A 21,615-nucleotide genomic window follows, 5' to 3' on the forward strand; every position below is an offset into this window, starting at 1 on the left:
TTTGTAGCTAATTGTCTTGTTTTTTTAGCGTCTTTAAAGCTGCTCACTAGTTTTTCCAAACCTTCTCTCTCTTGTCTGAAAATCATATATGGCTTCAAACAAGTCTTCTCGATTGAATTCCGGCCACATTTTTGGAGAAAAACAAAGTTCTGTATAAGCCAATTGCCACAATAAAAAATTACTTATTCGGTATTCGCCGCTTGTTCGAATCATAAGGTCAGGATCCGGAATATCGGCCGTATATAGATTTTGGGCAAATACTTGCTCACTGATATCTTTTGGCTCCAGCTCTCCCGAAAGCACTTGCTGTGCAATACGTTTACTGGCTTCGACAATTTCTGTCCGGGCCCCATAACTGAGGGCCAGACTTAGTGTGCATTTATCATTATTACTAGTAGCCGCTATAGTCTCCTTCAACGTCTTTTGCGCATTGGTAGGGAGATCGCTTATATTGCCAATAGCATTTAGCTTTACGCCATTTTTATGGAATGTTTTAAGCTCTTTATTCAGCGAATTAATCAGTAATTCCATTAAAGCCTGCACCTCCAATTTTGGACGATTCCAGTTTTCCGAAGAAAAAGCGTACAGTGTCAGGTAAGGAATACCCAGTTCTATAGTCGCCTCCAAAACTTCACGAACGGCAGTGACCCCATTTTTATGGCCAAAAACCCGCAACTTACCAAGACCTTTGGCCCAACGACCATTTCCATCCATGATGATAGCGATGTGGCGAGGAAGCCTGTTACGGTCTATATTATCTTTAACACTCATTGATTATACTAAAACTATTACTGCCACCAATAACATTTTTTACTGATTATTGTATACGTCAGCGTAATTCCGGCAGTCATATACCCATCAAAATTTTTACCATCTCCACGAGACTTTCCCTGGTTTACTAAAAGTTTACCATTACTAGGATCTGCTAAGAACGTGATATCGTCTTTAGTCAGGCCATTTTTATTGTTAGCGGATAGTACTTCATGATCAGGATCCAAATAATACTGACTCACACCATCTATATGATCGCTCAAAACTGTACGGTAGATCACTTCGGCCCCCACGGACCACGGGCCTTTAATATTATATTTAAATCCAGCACCGAGTGGAATAGCCAATGCAAATTTGGAGTAGGTTACCGGCAAACCATCCTTGTCTACCTCTAACTTTAATGGGCGTAATAGCGTTTTTTTTGAGCCATAATTTACATATGGATCATGCATGATGGCGGCGACACCACCCACAAGGTAGGGGGTATATGTATTTAATTGTCCTCCTGGAATATATTTGAAAAAATTAAACTCACCCGTTATTGCGAATTCGGATACCCGGTTGTTGAATTGAAGGTTTCTTTGTTTCTGGTTTGAATTTTTGAAATCTTGATCAGCTCCAAAGAGGCTGAGGTGATTGTATACTAGTTTAACACCCCATGTAGGATTAAAATTGTATTTGGCAAATAATCCTGCACCTAGATTCTTGAAATAAAAAGGATTTGTTGAATTAAGATCTCCCATGTAGCCTGTGCCCACACCAGACACACCAAATTCATACTGTTGTGCATAGACACTAGACAGTATGAAAGACATAATGGTTAATATAACAATACGATTTTTAATCAACTTCACTGATTTTGGTTGTAAAGATAAAGTTTTTGTAATAATTGTATAGTCTTAATTTTTGTTAAATGATATATTGATCTAATAATTCCGGACATCGATGCCCCAAAGTAATTTTTCACGTAATGTTCGAAAGTAACCATCCTTTTCTAATCGAATTAAATTTATGCTAAACGGTGCTTTCTTGATAATTAATTCTGTATCTATGGACAATGTTTCGCTTCGCGAGTCACAGCTTAAAATGAATTTTTCTGTACGACTTTCAATTTTTAAATGTAAGGTCATGTTTTCAGATACGACGATTGGTCTTACATTGAGATTGTGAGGTGATATCGGTGTGATGACAAAATTGCCGCTTCCAGGCATAATGATAGGGCCACCACAGCTCAGTGAATATGCTGTTGATCCTGTAGGGGTAGCAATGATGAGACCATCAGCCCAGTATGAGTTTAAGAGTTCATCGTTTATTTTGGCATCGATTGTAATCATTGACGAGCTGTCATAGCGAAAGACCGTTATGTCATTTAATGCAAAGTTTTCACCGTTAAAGAGCTTCTTGTTGTTGCATTCTACAGAAAGTAAAGCCCGTTGTTGTATGTGGAATTTCTTACTTAGGATTTGATCTATAGCGTCTTCCATTTCGCCTTTTTGAATATTAGCTAGAAAACCCAAACGGCCAAAATTGATACCGGCTATAGGGATGCCCGAGTCTTTGATAACAGAGACTGCAGCTAACATAGTCCCATCGCCACCTAAACTCAGCATAAAGCTAATGTCTTTAGGGAGATCCTCATGGCACGTGAAAGTTTCTAGATTTTGTGGACGAAAGTCGTTCTTATACAAAAAATCACAGAACTCAACATGCACCACAATCTGAATATTTCTTTGGGTCAGATAATCAAATAAATGATCCACATAAAGAATTACTGTTGGATTAAAAATCCTTCCGAAGATCGCAATTTTCGTTTGCTCCATTGCAATTAGTACTGTTTTCTATTTCACAAAGGTGCAAAGAATAGGTTATAAATCTAAATAATTCATCAAAAGGTCATAGCGATCCTGGATATCCGATTGTTCGCCGCCGTCCCGAAATGTAGCTTTCACAACATAATCATTGCGCCACAGGGAGGATACTACAGCCGAAATATTGGTTTTGTTGACTTTAATAGTCATTTCTAGTTTTGACGAGTCTGGCAAACGATGTATAGCTGTACTGAGTATACTTGTGTTTTCTGCTTCGATAATCCGCGCAATATGTGACAGCGCATTATCGCGGATTCCCAATTCTAAAACAATAATAGCACCCTCATCATTGCCAAGCGTTTCATTGAGAGCTATCAATACATCCTGTTTAGTGAGCACACCAAGATATTCATGCTTTCTATTTAATACCGGGATAAAACAATAATCGTATGTCGTAATCAATTGTAGTGCATCATATATGTGTTGATAGTCAAATAGGTATACGGATTTAAAATGCAGTTTAATGGTGTTGATCGGTGCGTCGGCTTCTATTTGATCCAAAAGCAATTCCTCAGAGACTAAACCATGGAAGATTTGACCTTCTACAACGGCAAGAAACTTAGAATGGTTTTCATTCATTTTTTGTAGCACGAATTCTACCGTGTCCGTCAGCAAAACCTCATGATAATCAGTAGATATGTATTGCCCGATAAACATAATTACTATTTTAAATATTAAACACAAAATGTGTTGAAACGTTTAATCTTTACTCAAAAATAGATATAAAACCCAAAAAAACTTGTTTTAAATTGTATTTTGTTAAGGAGATACAGCAATATTTTTTTATTTTTACGCTTCCCGAAATAGAAGGGCGATGCATACTTTCAAAAGCGATGGCGATAGAAAAAGATAAGTTTATACAAGTAAGAGAAGTCATACGAAAGAAAAGTCCCGGACTAGCCAAATGGATACCAAGTCCGCTTGTTAGTTATCTAGAAAGGACTATCCATGAAGATGAGATAAATGACATTATGTTTCGTTTCAGGAATTTACAAGGTTTAGATTTTGTAGATGCATTGATTAACGACTTAGGTGTCGAAGTTGTTCTTGAGGGAGCAGAGAATATTCCAGAAACAGAAGCTGTTATTTTTGCTTCTAACCATCCTTTAGGAGGGCTGGATGGCATAGCTTTTATGCATGCTATAGGGAGGTACCGTAGAGATGTTAAGTTCTTAGTTAACGATATTTTGATGAATGTAAACAATCTGCAGCCACTTTTTGTAGGGGTTAACAAGATTGGGGGACAAGATAAAAGTGCAATATCAGCTATCGAAGAAGCTTACGCTGGTGAACACGCGTTATTAGTGTTTCCAGCTGGATTAGTTTCACGTAAGATTCACGGTAATATTGAGGATCTTGATTGGAAGAAAAGTTTTATTTCAAAAGCAAGAAAATATAATAAAGACATCGTTCCTGTTTATATTGAAGGTAAAAACTCTAATTTTTTCTATAATCTTTCTCGATGGAGAAATAAGATAGGGCTAAAATTTAATGTGGAAATGTTGTATTTGGCCGATGAATTTTTTGCACAGCGCAATCAACGGGTCGTGATAAAAATTGGAAAGAAAATTCCATTTTCATTTTTTGATACTTCAAAAAATGAAAGACAATGGGCTGCGGATGTAAGGCAGCAGGTATATGAATTGAAGACGCAGAAATAATTGTATGGAAGAAATAATTGCCCCTGTAGCTAGGGATTTGATAAAGGCAGAATTAACCGAAGAAGCTTTTCTACGTTATACCAATAATGGGAACAATGAGGTATATTTAGTAAATTACCATACCGCACCTAATATTATGAAGGAGATTGGCCGATTGCGCGAACTGACCTTTCGAGGTGCTGGAGGAGGGACCGGCTTAGCGTTGGATATTGATGAGAATGATACCTGTACGCATAATTATGATCAATTAATAGCTTGGAATCCAGAAGATGAAGAAATTATCGCAGGGTATAGGATTATTCGCTGTGATCAAGCAATAGATAGCGCCGGAAATATTCATCTTTCCACACTTCATTATTTTAAGTTTTCGGACGAATTTGTTATGGATTATCTTCCGTATACTATTGAGTTGGGGCGTTCTTGGGTTCAGCCGAAGTACCAACCCTCTATCGATAATAGAAAGGGGCTTTTCTCGCTAGATAACTTATGGGATGGTCTTGGTGCATTGGTTATTATCAATCCTGATATCAAATATTTGTTCGGAAAGGTTACCATGTACCCGCAGTTTAATGCAAAGGCACGTGATCTATTGCTTTATTTTATGAATTGTTATTTTCCGGATCACAAAGAGATGGTGAGGCCCTATGATAATCTTTTAGTTGGTTATAAAACAGATATTTCACCGTTTTCAGGGATTTTTGACGGATTGCCTTATAAGGAGGGGTATAAAGTGTTAAATAAATATATACGTGAGTTCGGTGAGAATATTCCGCCACTGATCAATACCTACATGAATCTTTCTCCGACGATGATGACTTTTGGTACAGCTATGAATGATGAGTTTGGAGAGGTAGAAGAGACAGGTATCTTAATTACATTGGACGATATATATCAGGCTAAAAAGGAAAGGCATATTTCTTCTTTTGAAAGAGATAAAGTCTACGGAAGTCGTGAAAAAATAAGGGAGAACTAGTTCTCCCTTATTTTTTTGCATCTTACCTATGTATTCCGTTAAGATAGACAACTCTTTACAAGTTCAGAAATAGTTTTTCCATCGGCTTGTCCCGCTAATTTTTGGTTTGCTTGTCCCATCACTTTTCCCATGTCTTTCATTCCAGAAGCACCAGTTTCTGCGATGATGGCTTTTATTATAGATTCGACCTCGGCACGGTCCAATTGTTTGGGAAGGTATTCTTCGATTACTTGTTGCTCTTCTAATTCAATTTGGAATAGATCTTCACGTCCCTGACCTTTATAGATTTCTCCCGATTCTTTACGTTGTTTTACCAACTTTTGTAAGACTTTGATCTCTGTATCCTGATCTAGCTCATCTACGCCTGCTTTCTCCGTTTTAGAGAGCAACACAGCAGCTTTGATAGCTCTTAATCCTCGTAAGCGAACAGCATCTTTAGCGATCATTGCTGTTTTGATATCTTGATTTATTTGTTGTTCTAATGACATTGTTTAAAAATTTGTTGTAATGATGAGCTCGTTAAAGCTCGGTTAAAAATTCAAAAAAGTTATTTCCTGTTTACGATACTACCAGTAGCCTGATCTGTAGGCATTATTAATAAGTCATTGATGTTGACATGAGCTGGACGTGATAAAACAAAACTAATTGTATCTGCTATATCGGTACCTGATAAAGGCACTACCCCATGGTATACATTTTTAGCTTTTTCTTTATCGCCCTTGAATCGGACCTCAGAGAATTCGGTTTCAACCATCCCTGGGTTTATAGCCGTTACTTTGATGCCGAAGGGTAATAAGTCTATCCGCATTGCTTTGTTTAAGGCGTCTACAGCATGTTTCGTGGCGCAGTATACATTACCATTGGGGTAGACTTCCTTTCCAGCAATCGACCCTATGTTAATGATATGTGCGTGTGTACTTTGTTTTAATAAAGGAATTACGGCCTTGCTGACATATAGAAGACCCTTTACATTCGTATCGATCATGCGGTCCCAGTCGTTGGTATCACCATCTTGTAACGCGTCAAGGCCTTGACTTAGCCCAGCATTGTTAATTAAGATGTCTATATTCTGCCATTCTGGTGGAAGGGCGGTTATAGCTTCCTTGACTTTTGCATTGTCACGTACATCCAGCATGAAAATGTGTGTGTCGATAGTTGGGTGCTGTGCTTGGATTTCGTTACGAAGTGCTTCTAGCCGGTCTGTCCTACGGGCACATAAAATCAGTCTATAGTTACCTTCCTTGGCCAATACTTGAGCACATGCCGCACCAATGCCTGAGCTTGCTCCTGTTATTAATACTGTTCTCATTTTTTATAGTTTTGCAAGTTTGTTCCGATTGTCCGTATTAGGCAAAAAACTTTTATTGGAAGATCAGACTCACATATATATTACGTATCAGCCCCCTGTCTATAGGAGCCATGAATTTATTGTCGTTCGCTAAGGGATGGCTGGAGTCAAATACATTACTAAAACTTTGATTGAATTTTATTTCGGGGGACATTTTAAAATACGCGAAGAAAATGTCAGCACCAAAGCCTACTTCCCAAGATAAATAACCCGGTTTCATAATCAAGGAATGGGGAGCATTATTGACTAAACTTGTGTTGAGCGCTTGCAGCCCGTCGTATTCCCCATTGATGCCAATCCATCTCGTGTAGCGTGCACCTCCTATTAGGTAGCCTCTATATCTATTAAATTTGTTCTTCAGTGTTTTTTCGTCCGAACGAAATTTGATGGATAATGGAAATTCAAAAGCATTGAAATTAGATCCATCACTACTTCCCTTGACATGTCTTTGGCGTCTAGAGAGGTGTGTTTTAGGGAGTAAAATTCCATTTTCAACCTTAGGGAATTCATTGGGGTCTACTGGCATATATTCTATGTCTAATCCGTTGAAAAACAAAAAGGAAGGGTTGAAGGTGAAATACAGGTTTTCATTAGCACGTATATCTATCGGAATCCCCACAGAAAAGCCTATACTCGGTTTAGATTGTATTCCCTTTAACTCCCCGAGGTTATTGTCATCATCGGGGCTAAAATAGATGTTGTGCTTTTGCCAGTCCTTTTCTAATTGCAATTGATAGCTTTGGCTTACCATGTTGTACTGTATACCAAGAAGAACCATTGCATCTTCATTATAGGCAGAAGAAAACGGTAACGAAAATTTTCGTTGCCCAAAACTGTTTAGACAAAAAAGAAAACCTGCTATTACAAGTACAGTGTTTTTCATGCGAGTAGCTTTTACTTTATAGCCTCGTATATAGTACAGAATCCAAATGTCTGCGGGCTTACCTTGGTCTCTTTAAAACCAACTTTGGCTGTTATAGCTGCAAATCGCTCCCCATCCGGAAATTTTGAAACGGATTCTGGTAGGTAAGAGTACGCACTGGAATCTTTAGAAATTAATCTACCTATTGCAGGGATGAACTTGTGGAAATACAGTTGATAAAACTGTTTTATCGGAAACATTGTAGGATTAGATAGTTCCAATATTACGGCTTTACCACCTGGTTTAAGTACACGATTTATTTCAGCAAGACCTTGGTCCAGGTTTTCGAAATTACGCACACCAAAAGCTACGGTGACCGCGTCAAAGGTGTTGTCCTCAAAAGGGAGGTTTTCCGAGTCAGCCAGTTTTACTTCCAACTGGTTCGCTAGACCTTTTTTAGCTATTTTTTCTTTGGCTACATTCAACATACCCTGAGATATGTCAATACCAATGATTTTTTTCGGTTTCAGTATGCGAAGGGATTCGATTGCAAAATCTCCTGTTCCTGTAGCAACATCTAAAATCAGTTGTGGTCGAATGGGCTGCAAAGAGCGTATTGCTTTTTTGCGCCAGATTACGTCGATACGCATGGTCATTATTCGGTTCAACAAATCATATTTGTGCGATATGTTATTAAACATGTCTGCGACCTGTTCTTTCTTGCCGCCGTCTTTCGATTTGTAGGGTTTTAATGTGGATGCTCCATTTGACATAGAGCAAAGATACTATAATATTTTCATATGTATTTGATTTGATTTTTATCTGCAAATAATGTGATTCTTAATGGTCATCCGCCAGACGGCAGATCTAAAACTGTATACATTTGTGTGGTTATTTTGTGTAGTTATAGCTACTTGGATATTTTATTATAGTATAATTATCTCGAGTGAAATTTAATCGCTTTTTTCGGAGTGGTTATGCTGGTGCTATTTGTTAATCGGCTGAAAATGAAATTTTAATGCTATGTAGCTTATTGAACGCTTTATGAAGACAGCTGCGATAGGTTCTTAACAATATAAAAAGTTATCCACATGTTGTTAAGTTTTTGATAGTGAGTGTTTGAAGTTTTTTATTAACAAATTATTAACAACCATTGTTAATAACAACAGTCTGTGTGATAGGTAAGGTGTAATACTTGCTAGGGCGATATTTTTTGGATGTGTAGAACTAAAAAAGTGGAGAGCAAGTATTTTTGTTACCTTTGTTTAACGATATTTTTAGGTATTGATGGGGTATTATCTTTTATATTGTTGAACGGTAAGATTAATCAAAAAATGGATCAAGAAAACACAGGACAGTCATCAAATGCAGGTCGGACAGGGTTTAGTAAAAAGCGGACAGGATTAAATAATCTTGTAAGTGGACTTGGCAAGCTACCTCCACAGGCGTTGGATCTAGAGGAAGCTGTGTTAGGAGCGCTAATGTTGGAAAAAAATGCGCTGAGTGAAGTAATTGATATTCTTAAAGCAGAGTCTTTTTATAAAGAAGCTCACCAGAAGATTTTTGAGGCAATTTTTAGCTTATTTCAAAAAACTTCTCCGATTGATATTCTAACAGTTACTACAGAGTTGAGGCAGATGGGGGCGTTGGAGATGGTAGGTGGGGCATTTTACATCACACAACTCACGGACCGTGTTGTTTCAGCAGCCAATATCGAGTATCATGCCCGCATTATTTCTCAAAAATATATTCAGCGCGAATTAATTAAAGTTTCTTCGGAAATTATTAATTCGTCATACGATGAGACCAGTGATATCTTTGACTTATTAGATCACGCTGAAAAGAGTCTTTTTGATATTGCGCAGAACAACTTGCGTAGGGATTCCCGAAAGATGGATGATATTATGCGTGAGGCGATCAGTAATCTGGAGTTGTTGCGAGACCGTACGGACGGTTTGACTGGAGTCCCATCCGGATTGACAGCATTAGATCGGATGACTTCCGGTTGGCAACCTTCGGATTTGGTGATTATCGCAGCACGTCCTGCGATGGGAAAGACGGCTTTCGTCTTGTCCGTAGCACGTAATGCTGCTGTAGATCACCAAAAAGCTGTAGCGGTATTCTCGCTGGAGATGTCATCTGTACAGTTGGTCAACCGTCTTATTGCTGGAGAAACAGAAATTGAACAAGAAAAGCTAAAAAAAGGAAATTTAGCGGATCATGAATGGCAGCAGTTACATTCGCGGATAGGTAGATTGACTGAGGCTCCGCTTATTATTGATGACACACCAGCGTTGAATGTTTTTGAGTTCCGAGCGAAGTGTAGGCGTCTTAAGGCACAGCATGATATACAGATGGTTATTGTCGATTATCTTCAATTGATGCATGGTAAGTCTGAAGGTAAAGGAGGTGGTAACCGCGAGCAGGAGATTGGTAGTATTTCGAGAGCGCTTAAATCCGTTGCAAAGGAGCTCAATATCCCTGTATTGGCATTATCTCAGCTGAGTCGTGCGGTAGAGTCCCGTCCTGGTAACGCTAAACGTCCCATGTTATCCGATTTACGTGAGTCGGGTTCTATTGAACAAGATGCCGATATGGTATTGTTCTTGTACCGCCCAGAATATTATGGTCTTACGGAAGATGAAGAAGGGCGACCTACTGCAGGTGTTGGAGAGGTTATTATTGCGAAACACCGTAACGGTGAAACGGGTATTGTACCATTGAAGTTTGTCGGAAAATTTGTGAAGTTTGTCGACTTAGAGGATGACTTTTCGGGTATGGGAGGTGATTCATTTGGAGGTGGTGGTGATGCTCCCTTTGGTGCTTCTGCAATGATGCCTTCACCCTCGTTTGATGATTTTGGTGGAGGAGGAATCACAATGCCTTCACGTATGAATGATATGCCAGACGATGCTCCTTTTTAGGGAGCATTTTTATTGCACGGGGAAGTCGAAGTACTTGTCCTTAAAAGGTTCTTCTTTTAAGGTGTAGTGCCACCATTCTTTATCGTACGCTCGAAACCCATATTTCTCCATTACTGACTTAAGTAACTTTCTATTCCTCTGTTGGTCAGCATTGAGTTTGGTGTATGCATGCGCTGAAATTTCTCCTAGGAAGTCAAAAGCGCTACCCATATCCAATTCTTGTTTGTTAGTTATGTTGATGATTGTGAGGTCGACGGTACTACCTCTGCTATGGCCTGATTTCGAGGCAATATAACCTTTCTCGAATAAGAGTCTTTTATCTTCCGTTGGATAAAATTCGAGCTTTCCTAAGGTGTCTCTGCTGTCTTTTGTCCAACGGATAAAATGATTTACCGCTGTTTGAGGACGGTATGCATCGAATATTTTTAAGGCCATATTGTTTTTGTTTAGCTCTTTCTCTACCTTTGCCAATGCTTCTGCAGCTTTTTTTGTAAGAATGGTTTTAGGTTCCAAATAACCTTGTATAGGTTTTCCAATAAAATTGTGATGACCACAGTATCGTAAGTCTACTTCTAGGTGTGGTATGATATCCTTCACATATACGAAACCATTGGGCAGTTGACTCTTTGCTTGTTGGATAGGAGCGAGGGACGGAATAAAGGATAGCGAAGCAAGAAATACGAATTTTATCATAATGAGGCCTTTTATCGTGTAAAGGTAGCTATTTCTCGTAATAAATAGCGGTGTGTGCAGGTCGTATTTGACAGTAATTTAGTAACTTTACAATCTATTTCTAACGGAAAAACTCTTTTTATTTTGGATTATTTAGCAGGATTAAATTCCACGCAGCGGGCGGCCGTAGAGCAGACAGAAGGTCCAGTGATGATAGTGGCGGGTGCAGGCTCTGGAAAAACTCGTGTTATTACCTATCGAGTAGCACATCTTATTCGTAAAGGCGTAGACCCTTTCAATATTTTGGTACTTACCTTTACCAATAAAGCGGCAAAGGAAATGCGGGAACGTATCATGAAAGTGGTAGGATCAGAAGCCAAAAATATTTGGATGGGGACTTTTCACTCTATTTTTGCCCGGATTTTAAGGGTGGAAGCCGAATTGATTGGTTACCCCAAAAACTTTACTATTTATGATACTGACGATACAAAAAGTCTTTTGAGATCTATTTTGAAAGAAATGAATCTGGATGATAAGTTGTATAACGTCAATCAAGTATATGGACGTATATCATCAGCGAAGAATAACCTCATTTCTCCACAGGAATACAACAAAAATGAGGTAATCCTTGCCGAGGACAGAGAGAATGGTCGGCCGCAGATGGGACAGGTATATTTTACCTATGCCCAGCGCTGTTACCGAGCCGGAGCTATGGACTTTGATGATTTATTGTTCAAAACCAATGTTTTGTTGAATAAACATCCGGAGACTCTACATAAATATCAGCATCAGTTTCGTTACCTCATGGTCGATGAGTATCAGGATACGAATTTTTCCCAGTATCTAATCGTTAAGCGATTAGCTGCTGTCAATGAGAACATATGTGTAGTTGGGGACGATGCGCAGAGTATTTATGCATTTCGTGGAGCTAACATTCAAAACATCCTAAATTTCCAAAAGGATTATCCAGATGTGAGTGTCTTCAAATTGGAGCAGAACTATCGGTCCACAAAAATGATCGTCAATGCTGCAAATAGTATTATAGCGAACAATAAGAATCAGTTGGAAAAAAATGTTTTTTCCGATAATGAAGACGGGGATAAAATAAAGGTAGCACGGGCATTTTCGGACAATGAAGAAGGGAAAATTGTTGCCGAGGCGATTTTGCAAGATAAATCCTTGGACTCCTTACAATTTAAGGACTTCGCTATTTTATACCGTACCAATGCACAGTCTCGGGCGATGGAGGAATCCCTGCGTAAGCTGAATATTCCGTATAAAATATATGGAGGGACCTCTTTTTACCAACGCAAGGAAATAAAGGATCTGATCGCTTATTTTCGATTGACATACAACCCTAATGATGAAGAAGCCTTAAAAAGAGTCATCAACTATCCACGTAGAGGAATTGGTGATACGACGATAGATAAGATTATTGTTGCGGCAGATAAGCATCAATATAGATTATGGGATATTGTATCCAATGCGCAGATGTTTTTGGATGGTCGTAGTGCGACAGCTGTTTCTACTTTCGGAACTATGATACAAAGTTTTCAAGCAATAGGCAATCAGGGCAATGCTTTTGATACGGCGATGCATATAGCGCAGCATTCGGGAATATTGAAAGATCTCTACGAAGACAAATCTGTAGAAGGTTTGAGTCGTTATGAAAATATACAGGAGTTGTTGAATGGTATTAAAGAGTTTTCTGAGCGGGAAGATATTGAAGAGAAAAGCTTAGATGTCTTTTTACAGGATGTAGCGTTACTTACCAATGATGATAATGACAAAGATCCAAATGCCGATACAGTGTCTTTAATGACGATACACTCGTCCAAAGGGCTTGAGTTTCGTAATGTATTTATTGTTGGTTTAGAAGAAAATTTGTTTCCTTCGCAATTATCTGTAAATTCACGTACAGAATTAGAAGAAGAAAGGCGACTATTTTACGTAGCGGTGACCCGTGCTGAAACAAAACTCCACATTTCATACGCTACATCAAGATATCGGTGGGGTACATTGAATAACTGCGAACCGAGTCGTTTTCTAGATGAATTAAATCCTGCTTGTCTAGATTTAGACTTCAAGCCAAGAATGGGGAGCTTAAGCGGTGATTCGGGCATGAAGACAGATAAAGTTGCGTGGCAGCAAAAGGATTCTTTTTCTAAACCCAAGCCAAAAGTAGTAAAGACTACTTCGATTCTACCCAAAGCCCACGTACCTACAGAAGGGTTTGCTCCTTCAGATACTTCGGGACTACAGGTAGGTATGGACGTTGAACACGAAAGATTTGGATTTGGAAAGGTTGTCAATCTGGAAGGGAATAAGCCCGATTTGAAAGCAACTATTTTTTTCAAAGAGTTGGGGCAGAAACAATTGTTGCTTAAATTTGCAAAATTAAGAATTGTCCAATAGCAGTTGGACAGAATAATAAATAAAAAATAACGTTATCATTACGTTTAATTTCACTATATGAATTTTGATTATAACAGTACACGTTCTAAGCTAATCTTAGCCGAATATGGAAGGAATGTACAAAATATGGTAGACCATATTTGTACGGTGCCTTCTAAAGAAGAACGCAACAGATTAGCGCAGGTCGTTATCGATATGATGGGAGTGTTAAATCCGCACTTACGTGACGTTTCGGATTTCAAACATAAACTTTGGGATCATTTGTATATCATTTCAGATTTTAAGATAGATGTGGATTCACCCTATCCCATCCCTTCCAAAGAAGAGATCCGTCACAAGCCTCAACCGCTACCTTATCCACAACATCGGATCCGTTTCAAACATTATGGCCATATCGTTGAGTCTATGATTGAAAAGGCGATGGCGGTGCCGCACGAAGAGACAAGACAAAAAATGACACTAGGTATTGCCAACTTTATGAAAATGGCTTACATCACTTGGAATAAAGATTCCGTAAATGATCAGCAGATTATTCAGGACCTAAAGGAATTGTCCGGTTTTGTTTTAACCTTACCAGAAGACACCGTATTGACCAAGTTAGATTTTCGTACCCCGCCTCCGGGTAACCGTGTAAAATCACAGACCTCCGTAGGAAATAACAATCATAAGCAGTCTTCTAGTTCGAATAATAATAACAACAAGAAAACATACCAGAATAACAACAATAATAACAATGGTGGTCGCAAAAGACAGAGTAGTAATACAGGAGGGAAGAGACCATACCAAAGTAACAACAACAGTAATAATTACAAGAAGTAATAGAAATTGTTTGTCTGCTTCGAGGTAAGAGGCTGTCTGAAATTTCGAAATACAAATACAATATTGTGGGGGCATTAAGGAACCTGCGTATTTTAAAGCGTATTTCCGTATGAGACATCCTCTTATTTTATTTTGGAATATCAGCTATTTTAGAAGCGACCTACAATAACTAAAAGCCTGTAAGGAGTATATATTGCGGATAATGTAAGTATAGTTTTTAAGGTTTTATAATTGACTACAATCTATTTTATAATAAGTTAGTATATGAACGCATTTGAAATTCACGGTGGGAAACCGTTAAAAGGAGAAATTATACCTCAGGGAGCTAAAAATGAGGCCTTACAGATTTTATCAGCAGTTTTATTAACAGCAGAAAAAATAACAATCAGTAATATTCCCGATATTAAAGATGTAAACAAGCTGATTGATCTGCTAGGTTCTTTGGGGGTGTCTGTTAACCAGTTGAATAAAGATACGTACGAGTTTCAGGCTAAAGATATTGATATAGATTACTTTACTTCAGAAGAATTTAAACAAAAAGGAGGTGGATTAAGAGGGTCGATTATGATTGTTGGGCCTTTATTGGCCCGCTTTGGTAAGGCGGCAATTCCTAAGCCAGGTGGTGATAAAATAGGGCGTAGAAGATTGGATACACACTTTCTAGGCTTCGAAAAATTAGGTGCAAAGTTTATCTATGATGCTGAAAACCATTTTTTCAATGTTGATGCTACGGAACTAAAAGGAGCAAATATCTTATTGGATGAAGCATCGGTAACGGGTACAGCTAATATTGTCATGGCTGCCGTATTAGCAAAAGGTACTACGACGATCTATAATGCGGCATGTGAACCTTATTTACAGCAGTTGTGTAAGATGTTGAACCGTATGGGAGCTAAGATTTCAGGTATAGGCTCCAATCTGTTGACTATTGAGGGAGTGAACATGTTGGGTGGTACAGAGCATCGTATGTTGCCAGATATGATTGAAATCGGTTCTTTCATCGGTTTGGCTGCTATGACCGGTTCGGAAATTACAATTAAAGATGTGGCTTATAGTGAATTAGGTGTTATTCCTTCGGTATTTGCCCGCTTAGGAATAAAATTGGAACTTAGAGGGGACGATATTTTTATTCCTGCGCAGGATAATTACGAAATAGAGACATTCATTGATGGGTCTATTTTGACAATCGCGGATGCACCTTGGCCTGGGTTTACTCCGGATCTTTTGAGTATAGTCCTTGTCACGGCTATTCAGGCTAAAGGGAATGTTTTGATTCATCAAAAGATGTTCGAGAGTAGATTATTCTTCGTTGATAAATTAATTGATATGGGCGCACAGATTATCTTATGTGATCCGCACCGTGCCGTAGTGATGGGGCTGAACAAGCAAACCAAGCTTAGAGGTATACAAATGTCTTCTCCAGATATCCGTGCAGGGGTCTCTTTGTTGATTGCAGCCTTGTCCGCGCAAGGTAAGTCAACAATCTTCAATATCGAACAGATTGAAAGAGGGTATCAGGATATAGAAGAGCGTCTGAAAGCCTTAGGTGCTGATATAAAACGTGTTGAAGCGCAGCCACTAGGGCATTAATAAATTGTCTGAATAGTGTTAATAAATTAAAATTGGCTTTGTTTTTCAAAATGCTATTTTAATATTTGTGAAACATCAACGTTTAAACATATATTATTAGAAAATGAAAAAACTAGTTTTATTTTCAGCAGCAGCAGCAATGGTTCTTGCTTCTTGCGCTGGTAATCCAGAAGGAAAAAAAGCTGAAACAAAAGATTCAGTGGCAGCAGTTGACCAAGTCGTAGGCACAGCTTATACTGTGGATACTGCAGCAAGCAAGGTTATGTGGAAAGGAACGAAAGTTTCCGGATTCCACGAAGGTGTTGTAAGCGTGAAATCAGGAACGTTAAATGTAGATAGTGGTGCTATCACCGGAGGACACTTTACCTTGGATATGAACACAATTTCTGCTACAGATTTGGAGGGCGAGTATAAAGATAAGCTAGATAGTCACTTAAAAGCTGACGATTTCTTTGGTGTAGCTACACATCCTGAAGCTTCTTTTACAATCACTGAGGTTAAAGCAGGTGCTACTCCAAACGATGTTAAAATTTCTGGTAATCTGGTTATAAAAGGTACTTCTAAAAATATTACGTTTGACTCGAAAGTAGAGGAGATTACAGATACCACTTTAAAAGCTTCTGCTGACTTTAACATCTTGCGTGAAGATTGGGGGGTAAGTTATGAGGGGAAAAAAGATGATTTGATTTCTAAAGAAATTAACTTTCGCGTTAGTATCGTAGCGAAGAAATAAGATGATCTTATAATCCATTGAAAACGCTAGCATTTACTGCTGGCGTTTTTTTGTACATAAGGAGTTATGGCACAAAAAAAAGACCAATCGAAAGATTGATCTTTTATCGTACCTAGGGCGGGAATCGAACCCGCACTCCCTTAACGGGAACAGGATTTTAAGTCCTGCGTGTCTACCAGTTCCACCACCTAGGCAACTGAGCGAAAGACGAGATTCGAACTCGCGACCCCAACCTTGGCAAGGTTGTGCTCTACCAACTGAGCTACTTTCGCTTGACGTGCTGCAAAGATAGCGTAATAATACTATTCTGCAAAATAAAAGTAAAAAAAATGCTTTGTAAGAGCTATTCTTTTATCTTTTCAAAAATGAGCGAATTCTCGTATCCCTTACTTTGCAGGTAGCGTACCAACTTAGCCCTTTCAGCTAGAGATAGTTGACTTAGATTGTCGCCTACCTTTCTTTGGATAAGGTCTGTCAACTTTTGTTCATAGTCATCCAGGTCAATTTGTTGGAGGGCTATTTTGATCAGCGGGGCAGATACACGTTTAACCTTTAAATGTTGTTGTATTTTGATTTTCCCCCAACCTTTAATCCTAAACTTTCCCTGGGTAAAAGCCTTCGCAAAGCGCTCCTCATTCAAGAAGTTCGTTGAAATAAGATCACTGATTATCTGTTCAACATCTTCTATGTGCAAACCCCAGTTATGCAATTTATCCCTAACTTCCTGTTGGGAGCGTTCTTGATAGGCACAGTAAGCCTCAGCTCTTAACTTCGCCTGATTAGGTGTCAGTGTCTTTTTTCTTTCTTGGTACTCCTCCATAATACAAACTTATAGAAAACCGCTATATATTAAAGAGTAAATCCCTTTTACTTGTTGAAAATAATGATGAAATTTGTGCCTATCCAAAAGCTGCATTAGCGTCCTTTTGTCAGTTTTAATTCTTAGCTATGTACACATTAGATACCATCCTTTCTCATATTGATTATCATAAGAGTTTGTTGCCCTATCCCAAAGCTAGTTTCTCCGTATTAGCTTACGATACGCGTAAGATCAGAGTTGGGGGGGACTGTCTTTTTTTTGCCTTAGTACAGCAACGTGATGGACATCGTTATATTTCGGAAGCCTACCAGAAAGGTGTTCGCTCCTTTGTCGTATCCGATCTAGATTTTGATACAACAAACTATATAGACGCAAACTTTGTTTGGGTAGATGATAGCATGCGGGCCATACAACAGCTAGCAGCTTATCATAGGAGTCGTTTTTCAATACCAGTTATAGGCATTACCGGAAGCAATGGGAAGACTATCGTCAAGTCTTGGTTGCATCAATTACTCACTCCAGAGTACAATTGTTATCAAAGCCCGAAGAGTTATAATTCACAGCTTGGTGTAGCGCTGTCATTATGGAACCTCACCGCCGAACACAACCTTGCTATTATCGAGGCCGGTGTCAGCAAGGTAGGCGAGATGGATTCCCTACGGCAGATGATACGTCCCACGTTTGGTATATTCACCAGCTTGGGAACAGCACATCGAGAAGGTTTTGAATCCAAAGAGCAGAAGTTGGCCGAAAAGTGGAAGCTATTTGTAGATGTATCTCCCATTATAGCACCTTCATCTGCAATCCCTGATGTGTACTCTTCGTCCTTCAATTGTATTACCTGGGGCCGTGAGCCAGCGAATAAGCTACAACTATTGGGATTAAGCCCGGAAAAGGATCATACAATTTTACAGCTGCGATATAAAGAAGAATCCTTCGTGATACGCGCTCCGTTTGTCGACAAAGCCTCTTTAGATAATGTTATGACCTGTATCTTAGTGATGCTGACTATGGAATATAGTGTCGATACGATCGGGAAAAGAATAGGTTTATTACGTCCGCTCGAAATGAGGCTGCAACTGAAAAAGGGAAAAAATAATAACAGTATCATCGATGACACCTACTCCAATGATTTGGCATCCCTACAGATTGCATTAGACTTTCTAGGACAACAGAATCAAAGTGCCAGTAAGAAGTTAATCCTGAGTGATTTGGAAGGTGAGGAATGGACGCCCAAAACCATTCGTAAATTTGCGCAGTTACTTAATATGCAGTCTTTAACCGAGGTGATACTCGTCGGTGAGCGGATGGAAGCATTACGAAGTCATTTGGAGATGCCCTCTTTACTGTTTAATTCTACAGATGAATTGTTGATAGCTTTTGCGGATCTTGGATGGAAGAACAGCGTTCTGCTTTTAAAAGGAGCACGTAAATTTGAATTAGAAAGAGTCGGGCGGTTATTAGTAGCGCAGTCGCATGACACAATTCTCGAAATCAATCTTAAGGCAATAGAAAATAATCTTTCACAATATCGTTCTTGCCTGTCCAAAGGTGTCCGAATGATGGCTATGGTAAAAGCGTTTTCTTATGGTAGCGGAAGCTTTGAGGTAGCAAATGTCTTGCAATTTAATAAATTGGATTACCTCACGGTGGCTTTTGTGGATGAAGGCGCTGAGCTCCGTCGTGCCGGTATTACTATCCCTATTATGGTACTTAGTCCACATGAAGGCACCTTCGAGGATATATTACTGTACGATCTGGAGCCTGAGATATACTCGATTCGCATCTTGAATGCATTTATAGCTTTCTTAAAGATGCGAGCCATTACCTCGTACCCTGTACATCTTAAATTAGATACAGGTATGCATCGTCTTGGCTTTATGCCAGATGAAATCGGAGCAGCATTGGATATCATCCGTGTGAGCCCACAAGTTAAAATAGTTACAGTATTCTCTCATTTGGTGGGAGCGGGGAGTAAAGAATTAGAGCCGTTTTCAATTCAACAGATACAGCTCTTTAAGCAGATGGTATCTCAGATCGAACTTAGTATAGGTTATTCGGTTATAAAGCATATTTGTAATACTTCTGGAATCGTATATCATCCAGAAGCGCATATGGATATGGTACGGTTGGGAATAGGTTTGTACGGATTTGATATGGCCCCCAATACGTTGGATTTGGAAGAAGTCGGTACTTTGAAAACGACAATTACACAGATAAAGAACTTATTCAAGACTGAGACAGTAGGGTACGATCGTAAAGGAGTGTTGCAGCGGGATTCCACCATTGCAACAGTTAAGATCGGTTATGCCGATGGATATGACCGACGTTTGGGAAATGGGGTGGGGAAGATGTCAATCAATGGCAACATAGTTTCTACCATCGGCAATATTTGTATGGATATGTGTATGTTAGATATTACCGATATTAACGCAAGCGAAGGGGATGAGGTATTGGTTTTTCCAGATCTCAGCCAGATAGCAAAAAATATAGGGACGATCCCATATGAATTGTTGACAGGTATTTCATCTCGAGTAAAAAGAGTGTATTTTTACGAGTAAATATGATAAAGAAAATTTTTCAACGGCTATTATATTACCTTATCAAAGGTACATTGGTTATTGTGCCGGTTGCCGGTGCTATTTTCCTGATTGTGTGGATTGTTGCTTCGTTGGACAATGCGCTGAATATCACGCAACATTTTTTGCAGGATGAACACGGACATCCCTTGTATATTCCAGGTATAGGTATCCTCACGGTGATATTACTGCTGATTATCGTGGGCCTTATCTTCACATCCTTGGTTACAGAACCCATTAAACAATGGCTTAACCGGACTGTTAATAGAATTCCTTTGTTTAATACGTTGTATTCTTCGATCAAGGATTTTACAGAAGCATTTGTGGGGGATGCCAAAAAATTTAACGAACCTGTATTAGTAGAAGTTAATGAGACAGGATTAAAGAAAATAGGTTTTCTCACCCAGAAAGATCTGAGTAAGCTGGGCCTTCCTGATGAAGTCATTGTATACTTTCCTTACTCCTACTCTTTTGCAGGGCAGGTGGTTGTCGTCAAGTCCTCACGGGTTACTAAATTAAATATGAGTGCCACAGACGCGATGAAGCTCGTTGTTTCGGGAGGCGTATCAGGTATTGAGTAAAATGAAATGTATAAAATTATAACACGTTTCTTTCACAAAGAAAAGTCAATCGATACCACTCATTTAGCAGCAGAGGCGAGACTCTCCTTCGAGTATAGCCGTGCGGATAGAAAGTTACTATCGGTCAGCCTACAGCAAAGTACAGAATCACCCACGGAGCTGAATCTATTTATGCAAGAAGCATTGTCCTGTGCAGATAGGGGGAGGATATCGCTGGATGAAGAGTGTTTGCTTTTAGAAAAATACGTTAAACTTTTTGAAACTTATGTAGGAAGTGAGATCTTGGTTTCTTTCGATTTTCCCGTGAAACCGAATGATCTGCTAATTCCAATTTTCCTTCTGCTTCCATTGGTTCAGAATGCTTTTCATTACGGTTATCACGCCGCAAAAAAATATCCGGTTCGTATAAAAGGGAAAATAATAGCAGACACCTTGGTGCTCGAAGTGAGCAATCGGGTTAACCACAACATCACGGATCAAAGTCAAACTGAATTGATTCAATTTTTCAGATCACGGTTAGATTATGAGTATCCGAATCAGTACGATCTTATCTTGAACAGCAACAGTCATACCTTTAAAGCTACACTCCGGTTGAAACTAGAGTGTGTAAAGACGTAAAGTTGTGTTAATGTAATTATTTTATAACAATTGATTTTTAAAATCTCATTTCGCTATATTTATGTGGGAGTTTTTTAATAACTAGTTGTCGGATTTAAATACGTAAAAAATGATAGGTACATTAATAGAAAAGGAAAGCATCAGCAACTACAAGATTATTGCTGCAGAGGGAAATAAAGTTGAAGAGTTATGTCGTAAATTGAATGATGCACAACGTTTGGGGAATGAGTTTAAGTCTAAAGTGACCATTGCATTTAATACAGAAGAAGGACCTATGCGTATCGAAACTACTGTGTGGTCCCTTACAGAAAAATACATACAGATCAAAAGTGGCGTACTGATACCATTATCAGCTATTATATCTGTCGAATATTAAAATTA

At 38.9% G+C, this 21,615-nt stretch carries 21 protein-coding genes and 2 tRNA genes; 11 read left to right on the forward strand and 12 right to left on the reverse strand.

Annotated features, from left to right (window positions below; all coding sequences use genetic code 11):
* Nucleotides 1–33 precede the first annotated feature (33 nt).
* The 4 genes from G7B20_RS00305 to G7B20_RS00320 all read right to left on the reverse strand — a co-directional run bounded on the left by G7B20_RS00305 (nucleotide 34) and on the right by G7B20_RS00320 (nucleotide 3,296).
* Nucleotides 34–771, reverse strand: a complete 738-nt coding sequence (locus G7B20_RS00305; protein ID WP_164108052.1) for an isoprenyl transferase — start codon at nucleotides 769–771, stop codon at nucleotides 34–36.
* Nucleotides 772–788: 17 nt separating this feature from the next.
* On the reverse strand, nucleotides 789–1,625 hold the full coding sequence (locus G7B20_RS00310; RefSeq protein WP_262886552.1) for a porin family protein: 837 nt from the start codon (nucleotides 1,623–1,625) through the stop codon (nucleotides 789–791).
* A 72-nt stretch (nucleotides 1,626–1,697) separates the two neighbouring features.
* A complete protein-coding gene (locus G7B20_RS00315) occupies nucleotides 1,698–2,591 on the reverse strand; it encodes an NAD kinase (protein ID WP_164108054.1) in 894 nt (297 codons plus the stop codon).
* A 45-nt stretch (nucleotides 2,592–2,636) separates the two neighbouring features.
* The gene (locus tag G7B20_RS00320) at nucleotides 2,637–3,296 is read right to left on the reverse strand and encodes a CBS domain-containing protein (protein WP_164108055.1); all 660 of its coding nucleotides are present in this window, start codon (nucleotides 3,294–3,296) and stop codon (nucleotides 2,637–2,639) included.
* Between the two features lie 176 nt (nucleotides 3,297–3,472).
* On the opposite strand from G7B20_RS00320, the gene G7B20_RS00325 reads away from it, so the two are divergent.
* The gene (locus tag G7B20_RS00325) at nucleotides 3,473–4,300 is read left to right on the forward strand and encodes a 1-acyl-sn-glycerol-3-phosphate acyltransferase (protein ID WP_164108056.1); all 828 of its coding nucleotides are present in this window, start codon (nucleotides 3,473–3,475) and stop codon (nucleotides 4,298–4,300) included.
* A gap of 4 nt (nucleotides 4,301–4,304) precedes the next feature.
* Nucleotides 4,305–5,273 carry a GNAT family N-acetyltransferase gene (locus G7B20_RS00330; RefSeq protein WP_164108057.1) on the forward strand — a complete coding sequence of 323 codons (969 nt, stop codon included), beginning with the start codon at nucleotides 4,305–4,307 and terminating at the stop codon, nucleotides 5,271–5,273.
* A gap of 38 nt (nucleotides 5,274–5,311) precedes the next feature.
* Here G7B20_RS00330 and G7B20_RS00335 read toward each other — a convergent pair whose 3' ends face one another.
* From G7B20_RS00335 to ubiE, 4 genes are read right to left on the reverse strand one after another with little or no spacing between them, the layout of a single operon-like run.
* The gene (locus G7B20_RS00335; protein WP_164108058.1) at nucleotides 5,312–5,761 is read right to left on the reverse strand and encodes a GatB/YqeY domain-containing protein; all 450 of its coding nucleotides are present in this window, start codon (nucleotides 5,759–5,761) and stop codon (nucleotides 5,312–5,314) included.
* Between the two features lie 59 nt (nucleotides 5,762–5,820).
* The gene (locus G7B20_RS00340) at nucleotides 5,821–6,582 is read right to left on the reverse strand and encodes an SDR family NAD(P)-dependent oxidoreductase (protein WP_164108059.1); all 762 of its coding nucleotides are present in this window, start codon (nucleotides 6,580–6,582) and stop codon (nucleotides 5,821–5,823) included.
* 52 nt (nucleotides 6,583–6,634) lie between these two features.
* A complete protein-coding gene (locus G7B20_RS00345) occupies nucleotides 6,635–7,504 on the reverse strand; it encodes a PorT (protein WP_164108060.1) in 870 nt (289 codons plus the stop codon).
* A gap of 11 nt (nucleotides 7,505–7,515) precedes the next feature.
* Entirely contained in the window at nucleotides 7,516–8,256 is a 741-nt protein-coding gene (gene ubiE, locus G7B20_RS00350) for a bifunctional demethylmenaquinone methyltransferase/2-methoxy-6-polyprenyl-1,4-benzoquinol methylase UbiE (RefSeq protein ID WP_164108061.1), read from the reverse strand.
* Between the two features lie 561 nt (nucleotides 8,257–8,817).
* On the opposite strand from ubiE, the gene dnaB reads away from it, so the two are divergent.
* On the forward strand, nucleotides 8,818–10,407 hold the full coding sequence (gene dnaB, locus G7B20_RS00355) for a replicative DNA helicase (RefSeq protein WP_164108062.1): 1,590 nt from the start codon (nucleotides 8,818–8,820) through the stop codon (nucleotides 10,405–10,407).
* A gap of 9 nt (nucleotides 10,408–10,416) precedes the next feature.
* On the opposite strand, the gene G7B20_RS00360 is transcribed toward dnaB, so the two are convergent.
* Nucleotides 10,417–11,100, reverse strand: a complete 684-nt coding sequence (locus G7B20_RS00360; RefSeq protein ID WP_164108063.1) for a M15 family metallopeptidase — start codon at nucleotides 11,098–11,100, stop codon at nucleotides 10,417–10,419.
* A gap of 123 nt (nucleotides 11,101–11,223) precedes the next feature.
* Here G7B20_RS00360 and G7B20_RS00365 point away from each other — a divergent pair, with 123 nt between their 5' ends.
* From G7B20_RS00365 to G7B20_RS00380, 4 genes are all read left to right on the forward strand, one after another.
* Nucleotides 11,224–13,494, forward strand: a complete 2,271-nt coding sequence (locus G7B20_RS00365) for an ATP-dependent helicase (RefSeq protein WP_164108541.1) — start codon at nucleotides 11,224–11,226, stop codon at nucleotides 13,492–13,494.
* A gap of 57 nt (nucleotides 13,495–13,551) precedes the next feature.
* Nucleotides 13,552–14,313: a DUF4290 domain-containing protein gene (locus G7B20_RS00370; RefSeq protein ID WP_164108064.1), complete on the forward strand. Its 762-nt coding sequence runs from the start codon at nucleotides 13,552–13,554 to the stop codon at nucleotides 14,311–14,313.
* Between the two features lie 264 nt (nucleotides 14,314–14,577).
* Nucleotides 14,578–15,903, forward strand: coding sequence for a UDP-N-acetylglucosamine 1-carboxyvinyltransferase (gene murA / locus G7B20_RS00375; RefSeq protein ID WP_164108065.1), 1,326 nt, complete (start codon nucleotides 14,578–14,580; stop codon nucleotides 15,901–15,903).
* A gap of 103 nt (nucleotides 15,904–16,006) precedes the next feature.
* Nucleotides 16,007–16,636, forward strand: coding sequence for a YceI family protein (locus tag G7B20_RS00380; RefSeq protein ID WP_164108066.1), 630 nt, complete (start codon nucleotides 16,007–16,009; stop codon nucleotides 16,634–16,636).
* Nucleotides 16,637–16,745: 109 nt separating this feature from the next.
* On the opposite strand, the gene G7B20_RS00385 is transcribed toward G7B20_RS00380, so the two are convergent.
* The 3 genes from G7B20_RS00385 to G7B20_RS00395 form a co-directional block, all read right to left on the reverse strand.
* Nucleotides 16,746–16,830, reverse strand: a tRNA-Leu gene (locus G7B20_RS00385).
* A 5-nt stretch (nucleotides 16,831–16,835) separates the two neighbouring features.
* Nucleotides 16,836–16,908, reverse strand: a tRNA-Gly gene (locus G7B20_RS00390).
* 71 nt (nucleotides 16,909–16,979) lie between these two features.
* Nucleotides 16,980–17,456, reverse strand: coding sequence for a regulatory protein RecX (locus G7B20_RS00395; RefSeq protein WP_164108067.1), 477 nt, complete (start codon nucleotides 17,454–17,456; stop codon nucleotides 16,980–16,982).
* Nucleotides 17,457–17,584: 128 nt separating this feature from the next.
* On the opposite strand from G7B20_RS00395, the gene G7B20_RS00400 reads away from it, so the two are divergent.
* The 4 genes from G7B20_RS00400 to G7B20_RS00415 all read left to right on the forward strand — a co-directional run bounded on the left by G7B20_RS00400 (nucleotide 17,585) and on the right by G7B20_RS00415 (nucleotide 21,610).
* Nucleotides 17,585–20,017, forward strand: a complete 2,433-nt coding sequence (locus G7B20_RS00400; protein WP_164108068.1) for a bifunctional UDP-N-acetylmuramoyl-tripeptide:D-alanyl-D-alanine ligase/alanine racemase — start codon at nucleotides 17,585–17,587, stop codon at nucleotides 20,015–20,017.
* Nucleotides 20,018–20,019: 2 nt separating this feature from the next.
* Nucleotides 20,020–20,616, forward strand: coding sequence for a DUF502 domain-containing protein (locus G7B20_RS00405; RefSeq protein ID WP_164108069.1), 597 nt, complete (start codon nucleotides 20,020–20,022; stop codon nucleotides 20,614–20,616).
* A gap of 6 nt (nucleotides 20,617–20,622) precedes the next feature.
* Nucleotides 20,623–21,234 (forward strand): hypothetical protein, encoded by a 612-nt coding sequence (locus G7B20_RS00410; protein WP_164108070.1) that lies wholly within the window; start codon nucleotides 20,623–20,625, stop codon nucleotides 21,232–21,234.
* A gap of 109 nt (nucleotides 21,235–21,343) precedes the next feature.
* Nucleotides 21,344–21,610 (forward strand): hypothetical protein, encoded by a 267-nt coding sequence (locus tag G7B20_RS00415; RefSeq protein WP_164108071.1) that lies wholly within the window; start codon nucleotides 21,344–21,346, stop codon nucleotides 21,608–21,610.
* Nucleotides 21,611–21,615 lie beyond the last annotated feature (5 nt).

Origin of the sequence: Sphingobacterium sp. xlx-96, assembly GCF_011007365.1 — a bacterium.
GTDB classification, from domain to species: Bacteria; Bacteroidota; Bacteroidia; order Sphingobacteriales; family Sphingobacteriaceae; genus Sphingobacterium; species Sphingobacterium luzhongxinii.

Excerpts from the sequence above, each read along its gene's own strand:
- G7B20_RS00305 (WP_164108052.1), bottom strand. The coding sequence starts at position 771 with ATGAGTGTTAAAGATAATATAGACCGTAACAGGCTTCCTCGCCACATC.
- G7B20_RS00315 (WP_164108054.1), bottom strand. The coding sequence starts at position 2,591 with ATGGAGCAAACGAAAATTGCGATCTTCGGAAGGATTTTTAATCCAACA.
- G7B20_RS00320 (WP_164108055.1), bottom strand. The coding sequence starts at position 3,296 with ATGTTTATCGGGCAATACATATCTACTGATTATCATGAGGTTTTGCTG.
- G7B20_RS00325 (WP_164108056.1), top strand. The coding sequence starts at position 3,473 with ATGGCGATAGAAAAAGATAAGTTTATACAAGTAAGAGAAGTCATACGA.
- G7B20_RS00330 (WP_164108057.1), top strand. The coding sequence starts at position 4,305 with ATGGAAGAAATAATTGCCCCTGTAGCTAGGGATTTGATAAAGGCAGAA.
- G7B20_RS00335 (WP_164108058.1), bottom strand. The coding sequence starts at position 5,761 with ATGTCATTAGAACAACAAATAAATCAAGATATCAAAACAGCAATGATC.
- G7B20_RS00340 (WP_164108059.1), bottom strand. The coding sequence starts at position 6,582 with ATGAGAACAGTATTAATAACAGGAGCAAGCTCAGGCATTGGTGCGGCA.
- G7B20_RS00345 (WP_164108060.1), bottom strand. The coding sequence starts at position 7,504 with ATGAAAAACACTGTACTTGTAATAGCAGGTTTTCTTTTTTGTCTAAAC.
- ubiE (WP_164108061.1), bottom strand. The coding sequence starts at position 8,256 with ATGTCAAATGGAGCATCCACATTAAAACCCTACAAATCGAAAGACGGC.
- dnaB (WP_164108062.1), top strand. The coding sequence starts at position 8,818 with ATGGATCAAGAAAACACAGGACAGTCATCAAATGCAGGTCGGACAGGG.
- G7B20_RS00360 (WP_164108063.1), bottom strand. The coding sequence starts at position 11,100 with ATGATAAAATTCGTATTTCTTGCTTCGCTATCCTTTATTCCGTCCCTC.
- G7B20_RS00370 (WP_164108064.1), top strand. The coding sequence starts at position 13,552 with ATGAATTTTGATTATAACAGTACACGTTCTAAGCTAATCTTAGCCGAA.
- murA (WP_164108065.1), top strand. The coding sequence starts at position 14,578 with ATGAACGCATTTGAAATTCACGGTGGGAAACCGTTAAAAGGAGAAATT.
- G7B20_RS00380 (WP_164108066.1), top strand. The coding sequence starts at position 16,007 with ATGAAAAAACTAGTTTTATTTTCAGCAGCAGCAGCAATGGTTCTTGCT.
- G7B20_RS00395 (WP_164108067.1), bottom strand. The coding sequence starts at position 17,456 with ATGGAGGAGTACCAAGAAAGAAAAAAGACACTGACACCTAATCAGGCG.
- G7B20_RS00400 (WP_164108068.1), top strand. The coding sequence starts at position 17,585 with ATGTACACATTAGATACCATCCTTTCTCATATTGATTATCATAAGAGT.
- G7B20_RS00405 (WP_164108069.1), top strand. The coding sequence starts at position 20,020 with ATGATAAAGAAAATTTTTCAACGGCTATTATATTACCTTATCAAAGGT.
- G7B20_RS00410 (WP_164108070.1), top strand. The coding sequence starts at position 20,623 with ATGTATAAAATTATAACACGTTTCTTTCACAAAGAAAAGTCAATCGAT.
- G7B20_RS00415 (WP_164108071.1), top strand. The coding sequence starts at position 21,344 with ATGATAGGTACATTAATAGAAAAGGAAAGCATCAGCAACTACAAGATT.